20 protein-coding genes, 1 tRNA gene and 1 pseudogene are annotated in these 16,447 nt (G+C 62.6%); 1 reads left to right on the top strand and 21 read right to left on the bottom strand.

Annotated elements, in window-relative coordinates; translation table 11 throughout:
- Nucleotides 1–72: 72 nt before the first annotated feature.
- The 17 genes from DCO57_RS16105 to DCO57_RS16185 all read right to left on the bottom strand — a co-directional run bounded on the left by DCO57_RS16105 (nucleotide 73) and on the right by DCO57_RS16185 (nucleotide 14,245).
- On the bottom strand, nucleotides 73–603 hold the full coding sequence (locus tag DCO57_RS16105) for an RNA pyrophosphohydrolase (RefSeq protein ID WP_116699931.1): 531 nt from the start codon (nucleotides 601–603) through the stop codon (nucleotides 73–75).
- A gap of 77 nt (nucleotides 604–680) precedes the next feature.
- A complete protein-coding gene (locus DCO57_RS16110; protein ID WP_208977984.1) occupies nucleotides 681–1,826 on the bottom strand; it encodes a divergent polysaccharide deacetylase family protein in 1,146 nt (381 codons plus the stop codon).
- Nucleotides 1,827–1,943: 117 nt separating this feature from the next.
- Nucleotides 1,944–3,272 (bottom strand): S41 family peptidase, encoded by a 1,329-nt coding sequence (locus DCO57_RS16115; RefSeq protein ID WP_116699932.1) that lies wholly within the window; start codon nucleotides 3,270–3,272, stop codon nucleotides 1,944–1,946.
- Complete coding sequence (locus DCO57_RS16120) at nucleotides 3,269–4,594, bottom strand: peptidoglycan DD-metalloendopeptidase family protein (RefSeq protein ID WP_244287959.1); 1,326 nt, start codon at nucleotides 4,592–4,594, stop codon at nucleotides 3,269–3,271. Before DCO57_RS16120 ends, DCO57_RS16115 begins: the two co-directional genes overlap by 4 nt.
- 330 nt (nucleotides 4,595–4,924) lie before the next feature.
- Nucleotides 4,925–5,422, bottom strand: coding sequence for a GNAT family N-acetyltransferase (locus DCO57_RS16125; RefSeq protein ID WP_116699933.1), 498 nt, complete (start codon nucleotides 5,420–5,422; stop codon nucleotides 4,925–4,927).
- Between the two features lie 36 nt (nucleotides 5,423–5,458).
- The gene (gene rlmH / locus DCO57_RS16130; protein WP_116699934.1) at nucleotides 5,459–5,941 is read right to left on the bottom strand and encodes a 23S rRNA (pseudouridine(1915)-N(3))-methyltransferase RlmH; all 483 of its coding nucleotides are present in this window, start codon (nucleotides 5,939–5,941) and stop codon (nucleotides 5,459–5,461) included.
- Nucleotides 5,942–6,023: 82 nt separating this feature from the next.
- On the bottom strand, nucleotides 6,024–6,407 hold the full coding sequence (gene rsfS, locus DCO57_RS16135) for a ribosome silencing factor (RefSeq protein ID WP_116699955.1): 384 nt from the start codon (nucleotides 6,405–6,407) through the stop codon (nucleotides 6,024–6,026).
- Between the two features lie 227 nt (nucleotides 6,408–6,634).
- Nucleotides 6,635–7,270 carry a nicotinate-nucleotide adenylyltransferase gene (locus tag DCO57_RS16140; protein WP_116699935.1) on the bottom strand — a complete coding sequence of 212 codons (636 nt, stop codon included), beginning with the start codon at nucleotides 7,268–7,270 and terminating at the stop codon, nucleotides 6,635–6,637.
- Nucleotides 7,267–8,547: a glutamate-5-semialdehyde dehydrogenase gene (locus DCO57_RS16145; RefSeq protein WP_116699936.1), complete on the bottom strand. Its 1,281-nt coding sequence runs from the start codon at nucleotides 8,545–8,547 to the stop codon at nucleotides 7,267–7,269. The genes DCO57_RS16140 and DCO57_RS16145 overlap by 4 nt, the downstream gene beginning before the upstream one ends.
- A gap of 105 nt (nucleotides 8,548–8,652) precedes the next feature.
- Entirely contained in the window at nucleotides 8,653–9,804 is a 1,152-nt protein-coding gene (gene proB, locus DCO57_RS16150) for a glutamate 5-kinase (RefSeq protein WP_116699956.1), read from the bottom strand.
- Complete coding sequence (gene obgE / locus DCO57_RS16155; protein WP_116699937.1) at nucleotides 9,792–10,838, bottom strand: GTPase ObgE; 1,047 nt, start codon at nucleotides 10,836–10,838, stop codon at nucleotides 9,792–9,794. The genes proB and obgE overlap by 13 nt, the downstream gene beginning before the upstream one ends.
- Nucleotides 10,839–10,879: 41 nt before the next feature.
- Entirely contained in the window at nucleotides 10,880–11,425 is a 546-nt protein-coding gene (locus tag DCO57_RS16160; RefSeq protein ID WP_116699938.1) for a GNAT family N-acetyltransferase, read from the bottom strand.
- Nucleotides 11,422–11,967: a GNAT family N-acetyltransferase gene (locus tag DCO57_RS16165; RefSeq protein ID WP_116699939.1), complete on the bottom strand. Its 546-nt coding sequence runs from the start codon at nucleotides 11,965–11,967 to the stop codon at nucleotides 11,422–11,424. The genes DCO57_RS16160 and DCO57_RS16165 overlap by 4 nt, the downstream gene beginning before the upstream one ends.
- Nucleotides 11,964–12,533, bottom strand: coding sequence for a GNAT family N-acetyltransferase (locus tag DCO57_RS16170; protein ID WP_116699940.1), 570 nt, complete (start codon nucleotides 12,531–12,533; stop codon nucleotides 11,964–11,966). Before DCO57_RS16170 ends, DCO57_RS16165 begins: the two co-directional genes overlap by 4 nt.
- Nucleotides 12,530–13,135 (bottom strand): GNAT family N-acetyltransferase, encoded by a 606-nt coding sequence (locus DCO57_RS16175; RefSeq protein ID WP_116699957.1) that lies wholly within the window; start codon nucleotides 13,133–13,135, stop codon nucleotides 12,530–12,532. The genes DCO57_RS16170 and DCO57_RS16175 overlap by 4 nt, the downstream gene beginning before the upstream one ends.
- Before the next feature lie 138 nt (nucleotides 13,136–13,273).
- Nucleotides 13,274–13,543 (bottom strand): 50S ribosomal protein L27, encoded by a 270-nt coding sequence (rpmA, locus tag DCO57_RS16180; RefSeq protein ID WP_116699941.1) that lies wholly within the window; start codon nucleotides 13,541–13,543, stop codon nucleotides 13,274–13,276.
- A 54-nt stretch (nucleotides 13,544–13,597) separates the two neighbouring features.
- A complete protein-coding gene (locus DCO57_RS16185; protein WP_116699958.1) occupies nucleotides 13,598–14,245 on the bottom strand; it encodes a 50S ribosomal protein L21 in 648 nt (215 codons plus the stop codon).
- 490 nt (nucleotides 14,246–14,735) lie between these two features.
- On the opposite strand from DCO57_RS16185, the gene DCO57_RS16190 reads away from it, so the two are divergent.
- Nucleotides 14,736–14,825: transfer RNA gene (locus DCO57_RS16190), tRNA-Ser, on the top strand.
- A gap of 226 nt (nucleotides 14,826–15,051) precedes the next feature.
- Here the strand turns inward: DCO57_RS16190 and DCO57_RS16200 are convergent.
- From DCO57_RS16200 to DCO57_RS23810, 4 genes and pseudogenes are all read right to left on the bottom strand, one after another.
- Nucleotides 15,052–15,198 (bottom strand): annotated as a pseudogene (locus DCO57_RS16200) (IS3 family transposase); the annotation flags it as partial.
- 70 nt (nucleotides 15,199–15,268) lie between these two features.
- Nucleotides 15,269–15,526 carry an IS66 family insertion sequence element accessory protein TnpB gene (tnpB, locus tag DCO57_RS16205; RefSeq protein ID WP_205756181.1) on the bottom strand — a complete coding sequence of 86 codons (258 nt, stop codon included), beginning with the start codon at nucleotides 15,524–15,526 and terminating at the stop codon, nucleotides 15,269–15,271.
- A gap of 26 nt (nucleotides 15,527–15,552) precedes the next feature.
- Nucleotides 15,553–15,705 carry a hypothetical protein gene (locus DCO57_RS23805; protein ID WP_165814759.1) on the bottom strand — a complete coding sequence of 51 codons (153 nt, stop codon included), beginning with the start codon at nucleotides 15,703–15,705 and terminating at the stop codon, nucleotides 15,553–15,555.
- Nucleotides 15,702–15,935 carry a transposase gene (locus DCO57_RS23810; protein ID WP_116699943.1) on the bottom strand — a complete coding sequence of 78 codons (234 nt, stop codon included), beginning with the start codon at nucleotides 15,933–15,935 and terminating at the stop codon, nucleotides 15,702–15,704. Before DCO57_RS23810 ends, DCO57_RS23805 begins: the two co-directional genes overlap by 4 nt.
- Nucleotides 15,936–16,447 lie beyond the last annotated feature (512 nt).

Consider the following 16,447-nt stretch of genomic DNA (forward strand, 5'->3'; position numbering starts at 1 on the left):
GGAGACCGGTACCGCCATCAGCGACCGCGCGGCAGCCCCTGGCCGTCCATCACCTCAGGCTGAGACTGCGGCTCATGCGGTCAGATGCGAAAAGGCCGCGATAACCCGCTCGTAGACCGGGCGCTTGAACGGAACGATCAGTCCCGGCAATCGCTTTGCGTCTTCCCAGCGCCAGGCGCCGAATTCGGCCGCATGTCCGTCGGGAGGCGTCAGAATGTCGATCTCGTCGTCCGAGCCGTCGAAGCGATACGCCAGCCAGCGCTGCGCCTGACCGCGGTATTTTCCCTTGCGGGACGCCTGGACGACGTCCGGCGGATAGTCATAGGCAAACCACTCGGGCGCCTCTTCCAGCAAGGTCACGGATCTGATCGACGTTTCCTCGTAAAGCTCCCTGCGTGCGGCATGTTCCGGCGTTTCGCCCCTGTCGATGCCGCCCTGCGGCATCTGCCAGGCATATTCGTACGCAGCAGAGCCGGAACCGTCGTCACGGCTGCCGATCCACACCTTGCCGTCCGAATTTATCAGCATGATGCCGACACAGGGGCGGTAGGGAAGCCCCCCTTCCGGTTCGGGAAACCCCGGTCCAAGTTCAAGCTTCGTCACGCATGCACCTATCTGAAAATCGAATAACCTGAAATCCGCCAGCGGCCCCAGACGAGTCCGGCCGCGGAGCCGGAAGACTATCTGTCAATGGTCGCGCTGACCGGCACAAGCTGCAGGCCGCGTTGCTCAAGGTCGCGCGTCCATTTTTCAAGCTGGCGCACGGTCACCGGAAGGGCCGAGCCCGCCGCGACGGCAACGCCGCGCGCGCGCGCTATGCTTTCGAGCTGCAACAGCTTGGCGTCGATGTCGTCCTCCCGCGGCACCTCGTCCAGCACCACATCGACACCACTGAAGGGAAGACGTGTTTCCTCGGCGACTTCCGCGGCGATGCTGCGCGAGGAGGTTCCGTTGTCGACAAACATCAATCCGCGTCCCTTCAGCTTTTCCATCAGGAACTGCACGGAGGGCTTCGTGGACGTGAAGCGGGCGCCCATTTCGTTGATGACGCCGACATAGTTGGTCGCGCGGGTCAGCAGGTAGATCAGCCTGTCGACCATCTTGTCCGGCTTGAGGCTGACGAGAAGTGTGTGGGGGCCGGGATCATTGTCCGGAAAGTCGAAGGGTTCGAGCGGCAGCTGCAGCAGCAGTTCGTGACCTTCCATCCGGGCCTGCTTCATGTACAGGTCAAGCTCCTCGCCGTAGGGAGCCAGGGCGAAGGTCACATCGGAGGGCAGGCTGCCGATGGCGTTGCGGGTTCCCGTTTCGCTCAATCCCAGCCCGGTCACGATAACGGCAATCTTCGGAATGGAGGTAAATTCGCGCAAGATCGGCCGGGAGTAGGCATCGAGCGGCCGCACACCGGCCTCGCTGATCTTCGGCAGGAAGCCGAGTTCCGAGCGCTCGCTCACCCTGGTATCCGGATTGACGGACAGACCGGTCACAGGGGCTTCCGGCCCCAGGCCGTCCGGCCGCATGACCATTTCATACCGGGGTCCGAGCAGGTCGTTGCTTGTTTCGGGCCGCAGATTGGGGCCGAGGTCGTCCCCGATACCCGGACGGATCTCCACGACCTCGATGTCCTGGGATGTCACCCCCTCGACCACCGCATCCAGCGGCAGAACCGCCACGGGTTCACCGCCGACCGGATCGTCCACCACTGCGACCCAGATAAGCGTGGTCGTGACGACCACGCTCAGGATGCCCGCACCGATCAGACCGAACGGCAGCCTGACCAGCCGCCGTTTTCCCATTCCCAGGGGAGCTGTGAGATCTTCGCTCGACATACCGTCCCGTGTCTGTTCACCGGCGCACGAACTGGCGGGCCGGCCTCATGGTTTCTGTATGGATACGCAGAACGAGAATGGAGGGTGCGCGCCGGCGGACCGGCGCGCATACTATTGTCAGTTCTTGACAGCCGCGCTGTCGGAGACCGGCGGGAACGCGCTGTTGACCTGAACGCCGCGCAGCAGGTCGAGAGCCAGCTTGAGCTGGGTGTCGTCTTCCGGATCCGGCGGCACATAGGCCTGGCTGCCGGATTCTTCCTCGCCATCGGCTTCCAGGTGGCCGCGCAGACCCGCTTCCCCCTTGGTGTCGACACGGCCGACCAGTTCCTCGGGCAGTTCCTGCAGTGCTTCGATGTCAGGCACGATGCCTTTCGCCTGGATGGAGGTTCCCGACGGCGTGTAATAGCGGGCGGTCGTCAGGCGAATCGCACCGTTGGCGCCCAGCGGAATGATGGTCTGCACCGAGCCCTTGCCGAAAGACCGGCTTCCCAGGATGGTCGCCCGGCGATGATCCTGCAACGCACCGGCAACGATTTCAGAGGCTGACGCGGAACCGCCGTTCACCAGAACGATCACCGGCTTGCCGTCCGTCAGATCGCCGGCGCGGGCATTGTAGCGCTGGGTCTCGTCCGCTTCCCGTCCACGGGTCGAGACGATCTCGCCCCGGTCGAGGAAGGCGTCGGACACGGCGATGGCCTGATCGAGAAGACCGCCCGGGTTGTTGCGCAGATCGATGACGAAGCCTTTCAGCTTGTCTTCGCCGATACTGGCGGTCATTTCCTCGATGCCGTCCCGCAGGCCGTCAAAGGTCTGTTCGTTGAACTGGGTGACGCGGATGTAGCCGACATCGTCCTCTTCCCGCCAGCGCACCGAGCGGATGCGGATGATGTCACGGGTGATGGTGATGTCGAAGGGGTCCGCGCGGCCCTTGCGGCGCACGGTGACCACGATGTCGGTGTTGACCGGACCGCGCATCTTCTCGACCGCTTCGTTGAGGGTCAGCCCCTGCACCTGTTCGCCGTCGATATAGGTGATCAGGTCACCGGCCAGAACCCCGGCCTTGGCCGCCGGCGTCTCGTCGATCGGCGAGACGACCTTCACGAGACCGTCTTCCATGGTGACCTCAATGCCGAGACCGCCGAATTCACCGCGGGTCTGCACCTGCATGTCGCGGAAACTCTTCGGTGACATGTAGCTGGAATGGGGATCCAGCGAAGTCAGCATGCCGTTGATCGCGCTTTCGATCAGCTGGGCATCGTCCGGCACTTCCACATAGTCCGAACGAACCCGCTCGAACACGTCACCAAACAGATTGAGCTGCCGGTATGTATCCGTTACCGCCGCATTGGCCGCCCCAGACAGATTGAGCGGCATCTGCGCCATTGTCGTGACTGCCGCAGCTCCCATCAGGGCACCCACCAGCAGCAAGGAAGCTTTCCGTATCATCCGCGAGCCTTTTCTTCTTCTGAGCGCGCCCACCAGGGTGTGGGGTCAATCGCGCGGCCGTCCTTCCGAAATTCAACATATAGTATCGGCTGGGTCGAACCCAAGCCAAAGGTCGAGGCGCTTGCCCATTGCGTAGCGCCCATGACCCCAACCGGTTCCCCGGTAAGAACAAATTGCCCCAACTCCGCATCGATCCGGTCCATTCCGGCCAACAGCACATGGTAGCCATCACCGGTGTTCAGGATCAAGAGTTGACCGAACGAACGGAACGGTCCCGAATAGACCACCCAGCCATCCGCCGGCGAGGTTACATTAGACCCCGGCCTTGTGGCGATAGATTGTCCTTCCGTGACACCGCCAAAATCATCTTCCTCACCGAAATCCTTCAGCAGGGTCCCGGCCACGGGCTGGGGCAACTGGCCCCGAGCCTCCTGGAAGGGTATCACCGGTGCCAGCCGTCCCGGGTCGGAAAAGGGATCAAACCCGCGTGAGGACTTTCCCCTGGTCTCCAGCGACGCCTGCCTGGACTTCTCAGCAGCCTCGCGGGCGCTTTCGATTTCGGTTTCCAGATTCGCGATCAGTTCCTGAAGAGACCCGGCCTGCTCCGCAAGTTCTGCGGCGCGCTGTTTCTCCGCTTCGAGATCCCTTACGGATTTCTGATGTTCCTGCCTTTTGGCGCTCAACAGAAGCTCCAGACGCGACTTTTCCTCAGCCAATCGCATCGCATCGCCCCGCAGGCGGTCTTTTTCCCCGGCAATCACGCTGCCGAGCCGGTGCAGCTCCTCCAGATCCGCGGCCAGGGCCTCCGTCTCCACCTTCAGTTCCGGCATGACGGCATTGAGGAGAATCGCGCTGCGCACGGCGGACAGGGCATCGCTCGGGCGCACCGCCAGGGCGGGAGGAGGACGCCGTCCGAGCCTTTGCAGGGCCGCCAGAACCTCCGCCAGGATATCGCGGCGGGCAATCAGGGACTGCCGCACGGCGTCCTCGTTCTCGCCAAGGCTTCTCAGCCGCCGTTCGGTATCGGTCAACTCGTTTTCAAGGCTCTGGATCGTGTCGGACGTGCTGATGATCCTGGCATTCAGCGTTTCCCGGTCCCGGTCCAGAGACCGGATTTCGCGGGCAATGGCGGCCTGACGGTCTGTCGAGATTTCAATGTCCCGCGACAGCGCGGCCAGCTCCTCCTCGCGCGCCTTCTTGGCCGCGGCGGCCGCGCTGGCTTCTCCTGCGGCGGCAGGCTGGGTCTGCGGTATCTCGTCGATGCTTTCGGTGGCGAAGGCCTGCGGCGGCAATGCAAGCGCGCCCGCAAGAAGGCTGCCCAAGAGCGGTCTGACAACCAGCCGCCTCTTAGGTCCAGGACGCACGACCTTGATGCGATCCGGTTTCAACCTGTCTCAGCTCCCGAAGGTTAGACCACCTGCGATACACAGTCAGTGTTAACGAACCGTTTACCCTGTTGGCCAACGGCACGGCGCAAGGTGCCGCGAGTGACGCCCAACCCCATTCATTCCGTGATGTCCCGACCGTTACGTGCCGATTGCGGCGAGATACGGGCGGCAGTGCGTTTTCCGCCAGGCAGCCGCATTAAAGATTCTTCATGATTCCCTGCCCCGCATGCAAGCCCTGTCTCCGGAAGCGGCGCGGCCCCGCACTCACGTTGCGGTGTGCCTGAACACCATATCGCGAGGATCGTTGCGCAGGGCTTGCGCGTCCGGCACGGCTCCCAGCCGTTCGGCAAGCCGGCGCGAGCGGATATTGTCCCGGTCCACGTAGCTGACCAGAGTGGGCAGGCCGCGGTCCCTGAGCCCCCAGTCCCGCAACGCCCTGGCCGCCTCGAAGGCAATCCCCTTCCCTTCCGCATGCTCATAGACGAACCAGCCGATTTCATGCTCGGGGAAAAGCGGGCCGTGATTGATGCCGACCTGGCCGAGACAGCGACCGGAGGCGCGTTCCTCGAGCATCAGGGCGCCATGCCCCACCAGCGGCCAGAGCGCCACGTCGTGGCAGAACATGCCCCAGGCCTTCTCCTTCGACATGGGACCGCCCATATGGGCCGCGCGTGCGGACTGCATGAGCGCGGCATAGTCCGGCCAGTCTTCCATTGTCATGGCGCGCAGGAGCAGGCGTTGTGTTTCGATGGTCGGGATCACGAAAAATCTCTTCGACAGCAGCGGCGGGATGCGACGTCAGGCCCGGTGGTAGGGATGGCCGGACTGGATGGTCATGGCCCGGTAGATCTGTTCGGCCAGAAGGATACGGGCGATCTGGTGCGGCCAGGTCATCGCGCCGAGTGCCAGCCTGAGATCCGCCCGCGCCAGAACCTCCCCGCCGTGACCATCGGCGCCACCAATGGCGAAGACGATGTCCGGCACGCCGTCGTTTTTCCAGGTCTCGAGCGTGCGGCTGAAGGCCGGGCTGCTCAGGTTCCTGCCGTTCTCGTCAAGAACAACGAGGCGGGCCCCGGTCTGCAGCGCGGCGAGAATGCCCCTGGCCTCTTCCGCCTTGCGGTCCTCGGACCGCTGGGCACGGCTTTCCGGCATCTCGTTGAGGATGACATCGGTAATGCCCAGACCGCGCCCGCTCTTGCGGGCCCTGTCCAGGTAACGGTCAAGAATATCCTTGTCCGCACCGGCCTTCATCCGGCCAATGCAGGAAAGCGTAAAGCGCATGAATTCTCCGCCGGAAAAAGATCCGGTGACTTTGTCATCCCTCGGCGGACCGAGGCCCTTGCGTCAGGGCCTCACAACCGTCTCAACCGATATATTGCGGTGTTTCGTCCGCTTCCGGCGCCCACATCTTTTCAAGATTGTAGAAGCCGCGCACTTCCGGACGGAAGATGTGAACGATCACATCACCCGCATCAATCAGCACCCAGTCACAGGTGGTCAGACCTTCAACCGTTGCCTTGCCGGCACCGGATGCTTTCAGGTCCTTCTGCAAATGTTCCGCGATCGCGCCCACATGACGGTGGGAGCGTCCGGACACGATCACCATGTGATCGGCCAGGGAACTCTTGCCTGCGATGTCGAGAGTAACCACGTCCTCGGCTTTGGAGTCGTCAAGACTGGTGAGGACCGTATCGAGAAGGTTAGCCGCAAGATCAGTGCTTACGGATGCCTGCAGAGGAGTGGACATGTCTGTCCGCCCACTTTCAAAGGTCATGGTCAGGTGTTGTGCCTTTCGCCGTTTGTGCCGTCCTGTGCCCGACGTCGTCACGAACAAAAGTTCGACTTCATACGTCACCCGTTTCGGATACAGGACCGGTTGACCGTACCTCGGCCGCGTCACCGCGACCGCGCTCATAATACCGCTTCCCGTTTGGCATTTTCAAGACAGGGTTTCTTACATGGCTAATCCGGAAGTCAGCCTTGCCGGTTTTGCCGCAGTTCCGTCGAGGACGTTTGGTCCAGTTGCGTGTGCAGGAAGGTCCAGACGGGCGTTTTCAGATCGGGGAGCAGCGCCGCATTTTCTTCCGGAAGCCTATAGTTTTCAAAGGTTTTCGCCATGGGGGACGACAGGGCCGAAAGGGAGGCGCCCGGACGGTCGACAATGGCGATCGGCACAGAGGCGACAATGGAGCGCCAGTCCTGCCAGCGATGGAACCCGGCCAGATTGTCGGCTCCCATCACCCAGACGAATCGCACTCCGGGCCGCATCGCGCGCAACGCCGTGATCGTTTTGGCCGTATAGGGCGTGCCCAGAACCGTTTCGTAAGCGGTCACTTTCATGCGCGGATGATCGGCAAGCGCCTGCGTCTGGCGCAGCCGCGTGTCCAGCGGCGCCAGTTCGGCATGGCTCTTGAGCGGATTGCCAGGCGTCACCAGCCACCAGACCTGGTGCAGCCCCAGCCGCTTGAGGACCGTCGAGGCGACAAGCCGGTGGCCGGAATGTGGCGGATTGAACGACCCGCCGAAAATGCCGATCCGGTTTCCCGCTTCGGCATGGGGCAGCGTCAGCCAGTCGCGGCCGATCTCCGGCCCGGGACCCGATAAACTCATGGGCGCGTCTGACCCGTCCCGTGAACCTTGTACTTGAAGCTGGTCAGCTGTTCGACGCCGACCGGTCCGCGCGCATGCATGCGCCCCGTGGCGATCCCGATTTCCGCGCCCATGCCGAATTCGCCACCATCGGCAAACTGGGTGGAGGCGTTATGCAGGACGATCGCCGAATCCACTTCCCGCTGGAACCGGTCCGCAGCCGCCTGATCTCCCGTCAGGATGCAGTCGGTGTGGCTGGATCCGTAACGGGCGATATGATCCATGGCCGCGTCCAGATCCCTGACGACCTTCACCGCAAGGATCCTGTCGAGATACTCGGTGGACCAGTCGTCTTCGCTGGCCGGCACGATGTTTTCGCAGATGTCGCGCACGCGGGCGTCGCCGCGGATCTCGCAGCCCTGATCCTGAAGCGCCCTGACGATTACCGGCAGATGACTGTGGGCAACGTCCTCATGGACCAGAAGCGTTTCCAGCGCACCGCAGATCCCCGTGCGGCGGAGCTTGGAATTGACGACGATATCGACGGACTGCTGCAGGTCGGCCGCCTTGTCGACGAAGATATGCACCAGGCCTTCCAGATGGGCGAAGACAGGCACCCGTGCCTCGCTCTGCACGCGCTCCACCAGGCTGCGGCCGCCGCGCGGCACGATGACATCGAGGTTCCCGTCCAGGCCGCGCAGCATGTCGCCGACTGCCGCCCGGTCGGTGACCGGCACCATCTGGATGGCATCCTCGGGAAGACCCGCCGCCGCCAGACCTTTCTGCAGGGCCGCATGGATCGCCCGGTTGGAGCGGATCGTGTCGGATCCGCCGCGCAGGATCACCGCGTTGCCGGCCTTCAGGCACAGGGCTCCGGCATCGGCCGTCACATTGGGGCGGCTTTCATAGATCACGCCGATCACGCCCAGCGGCGTGCGCACGCGCTCTATGCGAAGGCCGTTGGGCCGGTCCCAGGCGGCCATGACGCTGCCGACCGGATCTTCGAGAGCGACGATATCCTCAAGCGCCCTGGCGATCGCCTCGATCCGCTCGGCGTTCAGGGTGCCGCGGTCGAGGAACGACGCGGCCTGGCCGTTGGCGGTCATCGTGTCGATATCCTGCCTGTTGCCGGCGAGGATGTCCGGCACCGCCGCCCGGACCGCAGCGGCCATTTCCCGCAGGGCGGCGTTCTTGCGCTCCGCCGGAGCGGTGGCAAGTATCCGGCCGGCGGCACGGGCACGCCGCCCGATCTCCGCCATCAGTTCCCCGGTAGTCTTTGCATCGACCACATCCAGCATGCTGCAAACTCCTGTTCAACCGGTCCCCGGGTCCGTCCGTCCGTCCGCTGTCCTGCGGCCCGTGTGAAAGCGGGATCGACCGGAAACCGTCTGTCTCCCGGCCTTTTAGCCTGTTCCGTTCAAAAACGCATCCTCCAGGACCAGATCGTCCCGGTGGATCATTTCGGCCCGTCCCGGATATCCGACAATCGCCTCGATTTCCCGGCTGTTGCGTCCGGCGATGAGCTGTGCCTCATCCGCGTCATAGGCAACCAGCCCCCGGCCGATCGTCCGTCCCTCGGGGCTGAGGAGAACGACGGCATCGCCGCGCGTGAAGGTGCCCGTGACCGAGATCACGCCCGCGGGCAGCAGGCTCTTGCCGGATTTCATCGCCCGCACGGCGCCGGCATCCAGCGTGATCCGGCCGCGCGGCTCCAGATGACCGCCGATCCAGGCCTTGCGGGCGCTTGCCGGTGTGGCGATTGCCGGGAACCATGTGCCCCGGGCCCCCTCGTCGAGGCGCCTGAGCGGATTGAGTTCCTTGCCCGAGGTGATGACCATCGAGGTGCCTGCCCCGGTGGCGATCTTGCCGGCGTCGATCTTTGTCTTCATGCCGCCGCGCGACAGTTCCGACCCGGCGCTGCCGGCCATCGCCTCGATTTCCGGGGTGATGCGCGCAACTTCCGGCAGGAACACGGCCTCCGGGTCCTGTTGCGGCGGCGCGGTGTAGAGCCCGTCGATATCGGACAGCAGCACCAGGCAATCGGCGCTCGCCATCGTGGCAACCCGCGCCGCGAGGCGGTCGTTGTCGCCGTAGCGGATTTCCGAGGTGGCAACGGAATCGTTTTCATTGATGATCGGCACCGCCCCCAGTTTCAACAGCGTGCCGATGGTGGCGCGGGCGTTGAGGTAGCGGCGGCGCTCTTCCGTGTCGCCCAGGGTCAGCAGGATCTGTCCGGCCTTCCTGCCGTGGGCGCCGAGGGCATCCGCATAGGCCTGCGCCAGGGCGATCTGCCCGGCCGCCGCGGCCGCCTGGCTTTCCTCCAGTTTCAGCGGCCCGGCGGGCAGTCCGAGAATGCCGCGGCCGAGCGCGATCGAGCCGGAGGAAACGATCAGGACTTCGGCGCCGGACTCGACCAGCGCCACCAGATCGCCGATCAGGGCATCCAGCCAGGCGCGCTTCAGCTCGCCCCGTTCAACCAGCAGGGCGGACCCGATCTTGACGACGATACGGCTGTAGCCCTTCAGGCTGCGGGAGGCCGGCGTCACGGATGCCAGCCCTCCTGCTCGGGTGAGGGCACCTGATTGGCCGCGTCCTGCTTGTCCCTGTCGATGGCGCGCACGATCATGCGCAGCGCGCGGTCGACATTCAGACCGCTGGCCGAGGACAGGATCAGGGGTTTCTGGCCGCAGGCCGCTTCCAGGCTGGCCGATTGCTGCGCGATCAGTTCCTCGTTGAGGGCGTCGCATTTGGACAGGGCGACAATTTCCGGCTTGTCCACCAGGCCGGCGCCATAGGCTTCCAGCTCGCCGCGAACGACCTTGTAGGCTTCGCCCGGATCTTCCTGGCCGGAGCCGTCGACGAGATGCAGGAGCACCCGCGTGCGTTCCACATGACCGAGGAACCGGTCGCCGAGACCGGTGCCTTCATGGGCCCCTTCGATCAGGCCGGGAATGTCGGCCATCGCGAAGCTGTTGCCGTCGATCTGGACAATGCCGAGATTGGGATGAAGGGTCGTGAAGGGATAGTCGGCGATCTTCGGTTTCGCCGCCGTCACCTTGGACAGGAATGTGGACTTGCCGGCATTCGGCAGGCCGACCAGCCCCGCATCGGCGATCAGCTTGAGCCGCAGCCAGATCCATTTTTCCTCGCCCTCCAGTCCCGGATTGGCCCGGCGCGGCGCCTGGTTGACCGAGGACTTGAAATGGGCGTTCCCGAAGCCGCCATTGCCGCCCTTGAGCAGCAGAACGCGCTGTCCGAGTTCGGTCATGTCGGCAATCAGCGTCTCGTTGTCTTCCTCGAAGATCTGCGTGCCGACCGGCACTTTCAGAACCACGTCGCCACCATGGGCGCCGGTGCGGTTGCGGCCCATGCCGTGAATGCCGGTCTCGGCCTTGAAGTGCTGCTGGTAGCGGTAGTCGATCAGCGTGTTGAGACCGTCGACACATTCGACGATCACATCGCCGCCCTTGCCGCCGTCGCCGCCGTCGGGACCGCCGTATTCGATGTATTTCTCCCGCCGGAACGACACACTGCCGGCCCCGCCATTGCCGGAGCGCACATAGATCTTGGCCTGATCGAGGAATTTCATTGTTCTTCTCTTATTGTCCTGTTGTCAGGCCCCGGTTCACGTCAAAGGCCTCTGAAGAATTCGTCCCGCGTTATTTCCATCCGGACGGCGGGCACCGTGGCGCCCCGCGCAACGCTTTCGCACCCCACATCGCCCGCCTTTCGAAACCCGACTTTCTCTGCCACCGTGATGGAGGCCGGATTGTCGGTCATGGCTTCGCAGGCAATGCGCGTGTGGTCCGTATTTTCAAACAGCCAGGCCATCGCTGCCCTGACCGCCTCGCTCATGAACCCCCTGCCCCAATAGGCACGCCCCAGCCAATAGCCGATCTCCGGGGTCTCCTGCAACTTTTTGAAGACGAAACAGCCGATCATTTCACCCTCATGCCCGATCTGGAAGCTCAGTTCCGTCGCCTTTTCGACGTCGCGCCAGCTGTCCTGCGCTTTCAGGAGGCTCACCCTCCCCTGCTCCCTGTCATAGGGGTAGGGCACGCGGGACAACATCTTGCAAACCTCATAGTCGCCCAGAAGTTCGACATAGCGGTCAAGGTCGTCCACACTCGGCCGGGTGAGGGAAAGACGATCCGTCCTGACAAGCTCCCTGTTCATGCCGCTTCTCCTGCGGCTGACAGGAATGCTGTCCGGGCCAGTTTCATGCGCGTTGCCGGCAGGTCCTCGCCGCGCGATCTGATGGCAAGCGTGTAAGGTCCGGCGTTTTCGAAACCCAGCTTCGACAGAACCTTCAGCGACGCGGGGTTTTCGTCAAGCGCGCCGCTCACGACAGTCTGCGTTTCCGTCGCCGTGAACAGCCAGCCCAGGGCGGCGCGCCCGGCTTCGCTCATATATCCGCGGCCCCAGAAGGCCTTGCCGAGCCAGTAGCCGAAATTCGGTGTCTCCGACGGCCGGCCAACCGAAACAACGCCGATCAAACCGCTGCCATTATCGATGGCAAGGTTCCTCGCGCCATCCGCCTGCCGGACCCAGCTCTGCTCGAACCAGCCCTGCGCGTCCTGAAGGGTATAGGGATGCGGAACCACCGAGAGCATCCTCGCAACAGCAAATTCCCCGATCTGCTCAGTGATCGCATCCAGGTCCCCAGAAGCGACCGGGCGCAGTTCAAGGCGTCCGGTCCCGATCACGGGGAGGCTCATGCCGCTTTCCTCCCGGCCTCGAAATTGCTGCGTTCCAGCCGCACGACAACGTTGGACACGCGCCGGTCCAGAGCCCTGGAGAAGCGTTCGGTCAGGCAATAGGGCCTGAAACCCAGCTTGCGCAGCAGACTGCGGGAGCGGAAGTTGTCCTCGAAGGCTCTCGCCGCAATCGCATCGGCCTCGAAGGCCTCGAAAGCCCAGGCGAGCGCGGCTTCCACAGCTTCTGCAGCATAGCCATGGCCCTGAAAGGCGCGGCCGAGCCAGTAGCCAAGCGTCGGCAGAGCGGGCAGCTCGTCCAGGTCGCCCGGCGGTTCGACGGCCACGACGCCGATGAAGACGCCGCCGAGCGTTATTGCAAACAGGGCTTCAGTCCGGAACGGATCCGTGCCGACGACCGATTTCAGGAAGGTTTCCGCCGCACCTTCCTCGTACGGCCAGGTGAAGGACGTCAGCCATCTGGCAACCTCGAAATCCCGTCCGGCGAGCGCGGCGATGGCTTCGGCATCGCCCAGGGCGACCGGCCTGAGGATCAGGCGGCGGGTTTTCAGCTCCGGCAACATGCTCATCGTGCCTGCCCCCAGCCTTTCAGCGACTTCCAGACCGTCCGCTCCAGCGTGTAGCGCTCGATGGGCACCGATCCCCCGGCGCTGACCGAGCGGATCATCGCCTGGTCGCGGTACTGGAAACCGGACTTGACCAGCACCCGGCGGGAGGCCGGGTTGGTCACCCTGCAGGAGCCCTGAAGCTCGTCGATCTCGTGGCAGGTGAAGGCATGATCGACGAGGGAATGCACCGCCTCGGTCGCAAGGCCGCGTCCCCAGAAGGGTTCGCCCAGCCAGTAGCCGACATGGACGGGTCCGCCCGCCTCCATGGCCGCGTATCTGGCAATGCCGATCAGCCGGCCGGTGGTCTTCAGCCGGATCGCGAACACGGCCGAGCAGGCCTGCTCGCGCGCGGCCTTGTCGATCAGCGCGGTGCCATCCTGCGCGGTATAGGGATGAGGCATGGTGGCAAGATTCGCCGCCACGGTCCTGTTGTTGGCCAGAAACACGAGATCTGCCAGGTCGTCCCTGCGCGGCTTGTCCAGCCGCACACGAACCGCTTCCTGCGGCAACGGGGCCGCACCCCGACAACTCTCGTCCAGCAATCCTTCACTATCAACAACCATTTTTTCCTCCAGCCAAAACACATCAAGGGAGAGATGGCGTCCCATCTCCCCCTTGGATCTTTGACCGGTCGGTTGCTGACCTGTCTCGAATTGCCGGGGTCTCAGGGGACGCCGGCGCTTCGAAACTTCACGTCGGCTTTACTCCGCAGCTTCCGCTACCGGGACCACATTGATGAAGGTTCGTTTGTTGGCTTTCGCCTGAAACTCAACCTTGCCTTCCACGGTCGCGAAAATGGTATGGTCCTTGCCCATGCCCACGCCGTTGCCCGGGTGCCACTGGGTGCCACGCTGACGAGCGATGATGTTGCCGGGAATCACAGCTTCCCCGCCGAATTTCTTGATGCCGAGACGGCGGCCGGCTGAGTCGCGGCCGTTGCGGGATGAACCGCCTGCCTTTTTATGTGCCATCGTGAGAACTCCTCGTTCTTCGAATTCTTTTTAACAGGTGAGAGAAGCGGCGGCTTACTTGCCGGCCAGTTCCTTGGCCTGTTCAACCCAGTTGTCGCGCTCGATGCGGCCCTTGAAGTTCAGGACCTCGTCGACGCGGGCAATGTCTTCCGCGGAAAAGCCGATGATCTGCTCATAGGTCATGATGCCCAGGGCATTCAGCTTCTTTTCCAGGACCGGGCCGACGCCGGAGATCTTCTTCAGATCGTCCTTGCCGTCCGGTGCGGTGAAGAGAGGCTCGACAGCCGCCTCTTCCTTCTTGTCTGCGGCAGCCGGCTTTTCCGCGGCCGGTGCCTCGTCGGCCTTCGGCGCTGCCTTCTTCGGCGCAGCCTTCTTGGCCGGCTTGGCGCCACCGGTCAGGATATCGGTCACCTTGACGAGGGTGAAGGACTGACGATGGCCGTTGCGGCGGCGGGAATTCTGACGCCGGCGCTTCTTGAAAATGATGATCTTGCGGTTGCGGCCCTGTTCGACCACTTCCGCAACGACGCTGGCTCCTTCGACGAGCGGTGCGCCAACGGTTGTATCGGTTCCGTTTCCGACCATGAGCACGTCCTCAAAGGTGACGGTGCTGCCGGCTTCGGCATCCAGTTTTTCGACCTTCAGGAGGTCGTCAGCGGCGACAGTATACTGCTTGCCACCGGTCTTGATCACTGCGAACATGTCTCGCACGTCCTTCTTTTCGTTTTTGAACATGCCGGCCGCGATGATGAAACACCTGACAGCCGACAGCTTTCGGGTCGAAACGAGGCGCCTGGTCCACCGGAGCTGGAAGCCCGGCTGGCAGGTCTTTGGTGACGGGTTGAGCGTGAAGCCTTGAAAGCCCGGCAGGCCTGAAACGACAATCAATGCCCGGAAAGGCGAACCTTTTCGAGCTCGCGCAATATAGTCAGCCCGCCTGCGTTGTCAAACGGAAATGCCGCCGAAAGCCCGAATTCCCGCCAGCGGCCGCCTCACGGGGTCCCCGCGCCGGCGCGCAGGCCCTGCTGGCCGCCCGTTCCCGTGCGTCCGCCCCGCCTCTGCACCCGCCCCGAAACCGTCCGGCGGCGGGAAAAGCACCCCGGTGTTGACGAACGCAAATCCGGGCTTGCGACCCGCGCCGACCTTGTCTATGTTCCGCGCCACTTGAGACCCGTTTAGTCAAAAGTGCCGCGGAGAGGTGCCGGAGTGGTCGAACGGGGCGGTCTCGAAAACCGTTGAGCGCGCAAGCGTTCCGAGGGTTCGAATCCCTCTCTCTCCGCCATAACCTCATGATTGTATTACGCTATTTTTGAAGTGTTATTGTCAACACTTTTCAACTTTATCGGGCAACACGTTTCCAGCAAGCAACATGGAGACAACACGCATGATTTTGCACGCGGGCCGTTCTTCCCACACTTTGCTTCGCGTACGAATGTACAGCGCAGCCAGAGTTGGCTCGGTTTGTCTGAACAGTTCGGGGCGTTTTTCTAAGTGGCTTTCCGCCTCGATTATGCCGCCGCCATCATTGGCGTCAGCGCGTTGAAGTAGGCCTGATCCGGCGTCCACCGGTCAAGGGATGAATGTGGGCGATGGGTTTTGTAAAAGGTCAGATAGCGGCCGATCCCAGCGAGGGCCTCGGACACGGTCTTGTAAGCGTGGGCAGGGTCTATCAAATCCGGCCATGATCCGCTTGTGGAAACAAGTGCCCAAGTCATCGTGCCGCAGCTATTCAACGGCCTCCGGAGCCCGGGTGGTGATCGCGCGAACACGCCGCCAGTTCAGCCCCGCGAATAGGGTCTCAAGGCGCTTGTAGGTCATCACCAGACCGCTGCCATCCCAGTATATGAGCTTCAGCCGATCCGTCAGGCGCGACCGGAAGACGAACACCGTCCCCGTGAACGGATCCTTGCGAAGTTCGTTCTTCACCAGCGCTGCCAAGCCATCATGCCCCTTCCGGAAGTCGACGGGTTTTGTCGCCACCATGATCCGCACCCGGCTCCACGGAAAGATCATGAGGACAGCTTGCCGAGAGCGTGGGCCACGGCTGCAATCCGTTTCGCGGACACGCCTGCCTCCAAACGGATTGTCATGCGGCCGACAAGGATCTCGGGGCGTTCCGTTTCAACGGCAGCTTCACGCTCATCCGGCATCGCGACAATCATGGCCCCAAATTCCACATCATCTTCCGGAACGGGCAAAACCAGCTTGCCGCGCTTTGCCAGGCTGACAGGTGATTCGGCTGCAGACCGTAACGGCTGGCAACTTCGTTCACCGTCACGCCTGGACGCAAGCTCTCCGCAACGATCCGTGCCTTCATATCGTCTGGCCAACGGCGCGACCTACCTGTACCTGCATCACGCCCGACCGTGAGAACCTCAATCGTAGTCTCCATGGAGTACTCCCTCTCGATCCAACATGATCAACCGATCACAGATCTTGAGAGACAGAGCAACGCGGAGGAAGAACAGCGGTTACGGACCAACCGAACTCGAATGAGTTAAATTTCTGAATTGAACAAGAGCTTAAGAAGCGGTCTCTCAAGCTAACCTTTCACGCATCGGCCTGCCTAAAATCGTAACTAGTGAGGTTTCTGACGGACACTGGGACGTTCGAACTTGCGCTAGCATTGAAATTCAATAGAAAATCTTTCTTCCAACCCTTATGGTTGTATATGATGAAGATGCCATACGTGATTCCTTCTCGGGCTATCAAGAACAATGAATTGTCGAATTAAAACGCAACTGGAAAACTCTGCCCAAATTAAAGCTATTCTGAACGAAGTAACTATCACCGTCAATCAGGAAGATGTAAAAGTGTTTCAAACGCTATTGGTCTAACTTCAATATTTCTGCGGTTACATAGAACAAGATAAACTTTTTGAAGCGATAAAAGTTGTGCTTATAT

Origin of the sequence: Labrenzia sp. 011 (assembly GCF_003075075.1) — a bacterium.
In the GTDB taxonomy this organism is placed as follows: Bacteria; Pseudomonadota; Alphaproteobacteria; order Rhizobiales; family Stappiaceae; genus Roseibium.